This is a genomic window from Bartonella sp. AP280QHHD (genome assembly GCF_042196125.1).
GTDB lineage: Bacteria > Pseudomonadota > Alphaproteobacteria > Rhizobiales > Rhizobiaceae > Bartonella.
In genome coordinates this window covers 1-8,916 of sequence record NZ_JBHIPQ010000011.1, presented here as the reverse complement: position 1 = coordinate 8,916, position 8,916 = coordinate 1, and the positions used below count along the sequence as shown (strand labels likewise).

Here is an 8,916-nt window from a genome sequence, read left to right as displayed (position 1 = left end):
TGTTGGTTCTGCTTTTAATGCTGTTGATACTTCTATCACGAATATCCAAAATCAGATTACGAATGCGACAAAAAATAGCCTTGTTAAGCAGGAAGGAGATGCAGGTACTATTACCATTGGTGTGACAACAGGGGGTACAGAAATTAATGTTGCAAACAAATCTGGTGAAGCTCGTACAATTTCTGGTGTAAAAGCTGCAGAGCGAAATGATGAAGCTGTTAACAAAGCCCAGCTTGATAAAAGTATAGAGAAGATTTCTAATGATATTAATCTTACAAGTGCTGCTGCAGTTCTCTATGATAAAGAAAAAGATACCGTTCATTATAATAGCATAACTTTGGGTGGTGATAAGACTACAGCACCCGTTTCCCTCCATAATGTTAAAGATGGGAAAATTGCTGAAGATTCGCATGATGCGATCAATGGTAGGCAGATTGAAAAAATATCTGGAGATGTAGCAAACATTTTGGGTGGGAATGCGGAATTTAGCGACGGTATTTTGTTCGGTCCGCTCTATCATTTATCGCGCATTTCTGAAGATGGCGTAGCAGTATCTAAAGACCATAATAATGTTGGTGACGCTTTGACAGGGCTTGATGACAATATCAACAATGTGAATAGCCGCTTAACACATGTAGCAAATGAATTTACTCAGAAAATTGAGGGTGTTTCTAAAGATTCTCTATTGTGGAGTAATGATGAGCAGGCATTTGTAGCACAGCATGGAGCAGACAAAGAAAATAGCAAAATTAAGTTTCTTGCCAATGGAGACATTTCTGCTAATTCAACCGATGCAGTGAATGGTTCGCAGCTCTTTGCTACTAATCAGAATGTTAACACTGTTACAAATAATCTGACAACAATTGCTAAAAATATATCAAAGTATTTTGGTGGAGGTGCAGATGTATCTAACGGTAAAGCACCAACTTACACAATTCAGGGTAATTCTCATAATGATGTTGGTTCTGCTTTTAATGCTGTTGATACTTCTATCACGAATATCCAAAATCAGATTACGAATGCGACAAAAAATAGCCTCGTTAAGCAGGAGGAAAATGAAGGTACTATCACCATAGGTAAGGCAACAGGAGGTTCTCTAATTAATATTGCAAATAATGCAGGCAACGATAGGACAATTTCTGGTGTGAAGGCAGCTGTGAATGGTAATGAAGCTGTTAACAAAGCCCAGCTTGATAAAAGTATAGAGAAGATTTCTAATGATATTAATCTTACAAGTGCTGCTGCAGTTCTCTATGATAAAGAAAACGATACCGTTAATTATAATAGCATAACTTTGGGTGGTGATAAGACTACAGCACCCGTTTCCCTCCATAATGTTAAAGATGGGAAAATTGCTGAAGATTCGCATGATGCGATCAATGGGAACCAAATTAATAAAATATCTGGAGATATAGCAAATTATTTTGGTGGTGGTGCCTCGTTCGAAAATGGTGCTTTTAAAGGACCAAACTATAGTTTATCTGTTATTGTTGAAGATGGTCAGGTGGCAAAAGCCAATTATCATGATGTTGGCTCAGCTTTGAGTGGTCTCGATGCAAATGTGAAGAGTGTGAATAGTCATCTCACGAATGTGGTCAATAATTTTACACAAAAAATCAATGATATTACACAAGAAGTCAAAGGGGACGCCTTGTTGTGGAACGGTGATGAGCAGGCATTTGTAGCACAGCATGGAGCAGACAAAGAAAATAGCAAAATTAAGTTTCTTGCCAATGGAGATATTTCTGCTAATTCAACCGATGCTATAAATGGTTCGCAACTTTATTTGATGAGTAATCAGCTTGCTGCATATTTTGGTGGTGGCGCTGGCTATAATAATGGAGAATGGACTGCTCCTACTTTCAAGATAGCACAATTCAAAGCTGACGGGAGCTCTGGTGAAAAGAAGGATTATCATAACGTTGCCAGTGCTTTTGACGGCGTAAGTGAGAGTATGTCTAAGATAAACGACCGTATTCAAAGTGTTGAAAACAATGTCTCGTCCAATGGTTTAAATTGGAATGAGCAGAAAAAAGCTTATGACGCTAGCCATGATGGTCAACCAAGTAAGATTATCAATGTAGCAGATGGTAAAATTGCAGAAGGTTCAAAAGATGCAGTCAATGGTGGACAGCTTTGGGAAACAAACGAACGTATCACTGGCGTTGAAAAAGATATTAAGCATATTGAAAACAGAGTCGACAATATTTCCACTACGGTTACGAATATTGGTGAAACGGTTTTCAATATTGAAGACAGAGTTGATAATATTGAGAACACGGTTAATAATCTTTCTGATGGTGCAGTTAACTATGATAAAGATGCTGATGGTAAAAAAACCAATAAGATCACTCTAAAAGGTGGCAACGAAAGTGAACCTGTTATGATTGATAATGTTGCCAATGGTCGCATTGAACAAGGTTCGAAAGAAGCTGTGAATGGTGGTCAACTACATGATTACACTCAGCAACAGATGAAAATTGTTCTCGATGATGCAAAAAAATATACGGATAGTCGGGTGGATAATATTGTTATTAATGCCATTGATGATGCTGTTGATCGGTCTGACCGATATACAGATATGAAGTTTAATATTTTAAGTTATGACATTAAGAGCGTACGGAAAGAGGCAAGGCAAGCAGCCGCCGTTGGTCTAGCAGTATCCAACCTACGTTACTTTGACGAGCCGGGATCTTTGAGTGTCTCATTTGGTAGCGGCGCATGGCGTGGACAATCCGCATTTGCTCTTGGTGCTGGTTATACATCTGAAAACGGAAAAATCCGCTCTAATCTCTCTGCCACGAGTGCTGGTGGTCATTGGGGCATAGGTGGTGCAATCACTCTGAAAATAAAATAATACGAACAACGAAAATAGAACAAAACATCCACCCTTATTTATTGAAATAAGGGTGGATATTTTTTTTACAGACGGACAGTATTTATCTAGAGATAAGCATAATATTTGATGAGGCTATAAACTGTGAGGTTTTATAGAAGATTTTTCTATATTTTGTTGAAAAAAGATCACAGTAGAATCCATATTGCTAAAAAGTTATATTTTTATGTTGCTATTTTCATGAACAGCCTATAGCAATATGGGAGTGTATATTAGTAAGACTCATTTTGATAAAATAATTCAAAGGGGGAAAAGTAGTGCGTAAAGATAAAAGGTACATCACGGGACCACGCATATATCATTATATGATATATTAAAAAGAAAAAATCCAACTAAAAAGCCAGTTATCCAAAGAAGAATATATTCCGGACATATTACAATTTCTTTTTACTTTACTTATTATTAATAAAACCATGCTTTCTAATAAAAATAAAGTCTATATTTAGGAAAATACATACTAAAACCTAGTACAAAGGATTTTATAGTAATCACTACCAAGTAAAAAGTAATATCAAATATACAAGGCCTCTTTTTTAGTTAGGAAAAAACAGCACACTAAAACCCTTAGACTCTAAATGTGTTATCTTTATGTCCACAAAACATAATCAAAAAGACAAGCATTTAGATCTCAATACAGAGAGCACAAACAGAACAAGACTAAAGACTCAAAATGTTCACACTCTAAGCAATGATCGTTTACTCTGAATTCCAAAGACATCAATAATGCTAAAATGTGTCTTTTTTATGTTTTGGAGGTGTTTCCAAGTTTTTTCATTGGAGAGTTTGTTATGAAAAAATTATATGCCCCACAAGCAGCGAGTGAATTAAAACGTTCTCGTTTTTCTTTTGTTAAAGTTCTTTCGTTGGCTATAACGGCTACATTCTTATCGAATGTTACGCCTGTTTTTTCAGCAAATCCTGATTTTAGAAACACGTTTCTTGAGGGTGTAAAAAGTGCTGGTGTATCTTATCCACAAAGCCTTCTCTCTGTTGCTGGTTTGAATGCTTCTGATGATTACGCAAATTTTTTAACCAAAACCCTTTCTGGTAAGAGCGATAAGAGTTCTATCGTAAATGTTCTTGCGGACGATAGCAAAAATTTATTGGTCAGAACCCTAGATACAGACGAGCAATATAAAAAGTCTCTCATTAGTCCACGGTCGCTTGTTCGTGATAGCTCTACAGCCCAACAGTTTGCAGGGAATAATGAGAATGCAATCCCTGTTAATGTTTCTGACCTTTTGCGGGGCGGAACTGCAGGAATGCAACGTTCTCAAAATAACAATATTATTTTGGGTAGTGGGATTAATTATACAAACAGCAAGTGGGGTGTTTTTATTGGTGACGATGTGGTTGGTAGTGTTGGTGGGAGAGGTACATACGGTTCTGTTGCTATCGGGTACAGAGCAAAAGCTGGTGATGGTTGGAGTACTGTTATTGGTTATATGGCAGAGTCACCTAAGGGCGCGTATGGTACTGTCGTTTTAGGGCGGGGGGCAAAAACGGAAGGTGTTTATAGCATTGCAATCGGTGGTGTTGGAGCTGATCCTGGATCTAAAGAACAGGATATTGATGAAAAAAATAGAGTACTTGCAACTGGTGATTATGCAATGGCTCTTGGTTATGGCGCGAAGAATTATGCAGAAAAGGGGATTGTTCTTGGTTACAATGCATCTGTAACAAAGGAGGCGCTGTATAGTATTGCTATGGGTAATCAGGCAAGTGGAATAGGTGAATCTAGTATTGCTATAGGTTCCATGTCTTACGCTTTTGCTCCAAGCAGTATCGCAATAGGTGCCAGTTCTATAGTTTCTGTACAAGGTGGTGTTGCTATAGGAAGTAATGTTATCGCTGATAGGGCTCTAGGTCTTCCAGGATATGCTTCTTCGCTGCAGGGGGCGACAAAAAGCACTGAAGCGCAATGGAAAAGTACGCAGGGTGCCGTTAGTGTTGGTAGCAAAAGTACGGGCGTGACGCGGCAGATTATAGGTGTAGCAGCTGGTAGTGACCCTACTGATGCAGTAAATGTTGTACAGTTAAAAGACTTAGAAAGTGTCGTGAGAAATGGCGGTTGGAAACTATCTGTTGGGGGTAAGGATGGTAAGAGCGTTATCATGGACAGCGCGGTAGATTTTTCCGCTGGAAGTACAAATCTTACGATTACAAAAGGCAAAGATGACAATAATATAAAATTTGATCTAGCTAAGGAAATCGCAGTCAATAAAGTAACTGCAGGAAGCAGTACCTTAGACGCAACGNAGAGCAAGATCGATTTATCAGCGGCAAGTGAAAATCTTCAAATTAGCAAAGGCAAAGATAATAATAATATAAAATTTGATCTAGCTAAGGAAATCGCAGTCAATAAAGTAAATGCAGGAAGCAGTACCTTAGATGCAACANATTTTTCCGCTGGAAGTACAAATCTTACGATTACAAAAGGCAAAGATGACAATAATATAAAATTTGATCTAGCTAAGGAAATCGCAGTCAATAAAGTAACTGCAGGAAGCAGTACCTTAGACGCAACGGGCTTAGTGATTACAGGTGGACCGAAAATAATCATTTCTGGGATAGATGCTGGGGGTAAAAAGATTACAGGAGTGTCGGATGGCACTGGAGCGAACGATGCAGTTAATTTTTCACAGTTAAGCAAAACCAATGAGAGTCTTTCGTCCACAGCGAGAAATCTGGAAACGGCTATGGCCAATACATCAAAATATTTTGGTGGAGGTGCAGGAGTTGCTGGTTCTGCTATGACGGGACCAACTTATAACTTATCCAAGATTGATACAAAGGGTAATATAACAGAGGGCTCTTTTAAAGATGTTGGTAGTGCATTTACTGGTCTTGATACAAATATCAAGAATGTGAATGCACGGATTAAAGAGGTTTCTGAAGGAGTAGCACAGGATTCTTTGAATTGGAGCAAGGAAGCCAATGCCTTTGTAGCGCGTCATGAGAAGAAGCAAGAAGAAAAAGGCAAAGCTGTAAGAACACAAGAAAACAGTAGAATTACGTTCCTTGCAAATGGTGAAATTACCCAAAACTCAACAGATGCAGTAAATGGTGGTCAGCTCTATACAATGGGTAACACGCTTGCAACCTATTTTGGTGGAGGTGCTGGATATGATGAAGTGGGCATATGGAGAGAACCGGATTTCAAGATCAAGCAGTTTAGTGAGGATGGTACTTCTTTTGACAAGAACTATACGAATGTAGCTGATGCACTTACAGGTGTTGGAAGTTCTATCACGAATGTTCAGAATAAATTGACTGAACAGGTTAATAATGTGATTACCAAAGTGGAAAGCGAAAGCTTTGTTCAGCAAGATAAGACAACGAGTCGTCTCACTATTGGTGCAAAAGTAGGTGGCGCAGAAATCAATATTGCAAATGAAAGCGGTGCGGATCGGATAATTTCTGGTGTTGGGGAAGCAAAGAACAATAATGACGCTGTTAACAAAAGCCAGCTTGATAAAGGTTTGAAGGATCTTTCTACCAGCCTTCAATCAGATGACTCGGCTGTTGTTCATTACGATAAAACAGGTGATGAAACTGATTATACGAGTGTGACTTTAGGCAAAGGTAAGGATAAGGCAGCTGTTGGTCTTCATAATGTTGCCGATGGTCAGATTGCCAAGGGTTCACATGATGCAATCACGGGTGGACAGATTAATAAAATAGGTGAGGATGTAGCTAAGTTTTTAGGTGGAGAAGCGTCCTTTAAAGATGGAGCTCTTACACAGCCAACGTATAAATTATCTTACATTGCTAAAGATGGAGTTGTAACAGAGAGTGACTTTCAAGGTGTTGGAACCGCTTTTTCAGGTCTTGATACAAATATCAAGAATGTGAATGCAAGGATTAAAGAGGTTTCTGAAGGAGTAGCACAGGATTCTTTGTTATGGAGCAAGGAAGCCGATGCCTTTGTAGCGCGTCATGAAAAGAGTAAAGAAGAAAAAGGCAAAGCTGTCAGGACACAAGAAAACAGTAGAATTACGTTTCTAGCAAATGGTGAGATTAGCGCTAAATCAACAGATGCCGTAACGGGTAGTCAGCTTTATTCGCTGAACGAACAACTTGCAACCTATTTTGGTGGTGGTGCTGGATATGATAAAGAGGGCAAATGGAAAGCACCGGATTTCAAGATCAAGCAGTTTGGTGAGGATGGTACTTCTTTTGACAAGAACTATACGAATGTAGCGGATGCACTTGCCGGTGTTGGAAGTTCTATCACGAATGTTCAGAATAAATTGACTGAACAGGTTAATAATGTGATTACCAAAGTGGAAAGCGAGAGCTTTGTTCAGCAAGACAAAACAACGCATCGTCTCACTATTGGTGCAAAAGTAGGTGGCGCAGAAATCAATATTGCAAATGAAAGCGGTGGGGATCGGATAATTTCTGGTGTTGGTGAAGCAAAGAACAATAATGACGCTGTTAACAAAAGCCAGCTTGATAGCAATATCAAGAATGTCAATGATAATGTAACAAATAAGTTTAGCGAACTTACTAAAAACATAACGAATATTACTCAGCAAGTTAAAGGTGATGCTTTGTTATGGAATGATGAAGCCAATGCCTTTGTAGCACGTCATGAGAAGAAGCAAGAAGAAAAAGGCAAAGCTGTCAGGACACAAGAAAACAGTAGAATTACGTTCCTTGCCAATGGTGAGATTAGCGCTAATTCAACGGATGCTATCACGGGTGGTCAGCTTTATTCGCTGAACGAACAACTTGCAACCTATTTTGGTGGAGGTGCTGGCTATGATGAGCAAGGACAATGGACTGCTCCAAGTTTTAAGGTTAAGACAGTTAAGGATGATGGTAAATCTGAAGAGATAGACTATGGCAATGTGGCGGATGCTTTGGCTGGAGTTGGTAATTCTTTCACAAATATTAGAAATGAGATTAGCAAAGAAATTAATAATGAGATTACCAATGTGAAAGGTGATAGCCTTGTTAAGAAAGATCAAGCAACCAATCTTATCACTATTGGTAAAGAAGTAGAAGGCAGTGAAATCAACATAGCCAACAAGACTGGTACGGATCGGACACTTTCAGGTGTTGGTGAAGCAACAAAGGATAATGAAGCTGTTAACAAAGGTCAGCTTGATAAAGGTTTGAAGGATCTTTCTACCAGCCTTCAATCAGATGACTCGGCTGTTGTTCATTACGATAAAAAAGAGGGTGAGAATGGCGGCATTGATTACACGAGTGTGACTTTAGGCAAAGGTAAGGATAAGGCAGCTGTTGGTCTTCATAATGTTGCCGATGGTCAGATTGCCAAGGGTTCACGTGATGCAATTACGGGTGGCCAGATTAATAAAATAGGTGAGGATGTAGCTAAGTTTTTAGGTGGAGAAGCATCCTTTAAAGAGGGTGTTTTTACAGCTCCGACTTATAAAATCTCTAATGTTTCTGACGATGGTACAGTAACGACTAATTCACATAACGATGTTGGTAGCGCCTTTGCGGGTCTTGATACGAGTGTCAAGAATGTGAACACTCATCTGTCTAATGAGGTCAAAAAGTTTGATGAAAAACTAAGTAATATTACGCAAGCAGTTCAAGGCGATGCATTGTTATGGGGCAAGACTAAAGGTGCGTTTGTAGCGACGCATGGGGACAATAAAGAGAACAGCAAGCTTACATCACTTGCAGCTGGCTCTATAGTATCAGGCTCGAGTGATGCGATTACGGGTGGACAGATTTATGATCTGCAAAAACAGTTTGCGACGTATTTTGGTGGAGGAGCAGGTTATAATGAAAAGGGAGAATGGGTTGCACCTACCTTCAAGCTTAAAACTGTCAATTCTGATGGTAGTGCTGGTGAGGAAAAGGTTTACAATAGTGTATCGGAAGCATTTGCTGGAGTTGCGAGTTCTATCACGAATGTTCATAATGATGTAACTAATGTTGTCAGTGATAGCCTTGCCAAGCAGGATGAAAAGACAAAAGTTATCACTATTGGTAAAGAAGTAGAAGGTACAGAACTCAATATCGCAAATAAAGACAAA

At 39.0% G+C, this 8,916-nt stretch carries 2 protein-coding genes; both read left to right on the top strand.

What is annotated here, in order from left to right; genetic code table 11:
* Window positions 1-2,857: Vomp family autotransporter (locus ACFIMK_RS00405; protein ID WP_375693498.1), on the top strand; the 2,857-nt coding region annotated here is incomplete at its 5' end.
* A gap of 827 nt (window positions 2,858-3,684) precedes the next feature.
* Window positions 3,685-8,916: hypothetical protein (locus tag ACFIMK_RS00400; RefSeq protein WP_375693497.1), on the top strand; the 5,232-nt coding region annotated here is incomplete at its 3' end.